Annotated in this window: 1 protein-coding gene; it reads right to left on the reverse strand. The window is 63.2% G+C overall.

The genetic code is table 11. The features are described 5' to 3' along the window. Nucleotides 1-263 (reverse strand): MobA/MobL family protein (locus tag XdyCFBP7245_RS23530; RefSeq protein ID WP_158255540.1); only part of this gene is annotated, 263 nt, incomplete at its 3' end. Nucleotides 264-351 lie beyond the last annotated feature (88 nt).

Here is a 351-nt window from a genome sequence, read left to right on the forward strand (position 1 = left end):
AACTCACGGGCCACCACCGAGTTCTTGCGGTTCTCCGCCGCCTCGGCTTTCGGCCAGAGCTCCCCAGGGATCAACGCCCAGTCGGGCGCGTCCTGGGGGACCAGGCAGATGGTCTCCACGACACCGCCGCGACGGCGGTAATCGTGACGCTGACCGGTGAGGTGATCGATGAGAAGTAGACCAGCCCGGTAGGCAGCGGCTGCGACAGCGGAATCGCCTCGGGAACGACTAAAAACTTTGACGCGAGAGTGGTAGATGGCCATGCAGAGCTCCAGATGAGGTTGCTCTCTTTATGCCGTGGCTTTTGATTTGCGCAAGCGCGGAGCGCTTGGGGGTCCAAGGGGCGGAGCC

This window comes from Xanthomonas dyei (assembly GCF_002939865.1).
Taxonomy (GTDB): domain Bacteria; phylum Pseudomonadota; class Gammaproteobacteria; order Xanthomonadales; family Xanthomonadaceae; genus Xanthomonas; species Xanthomonas dyei.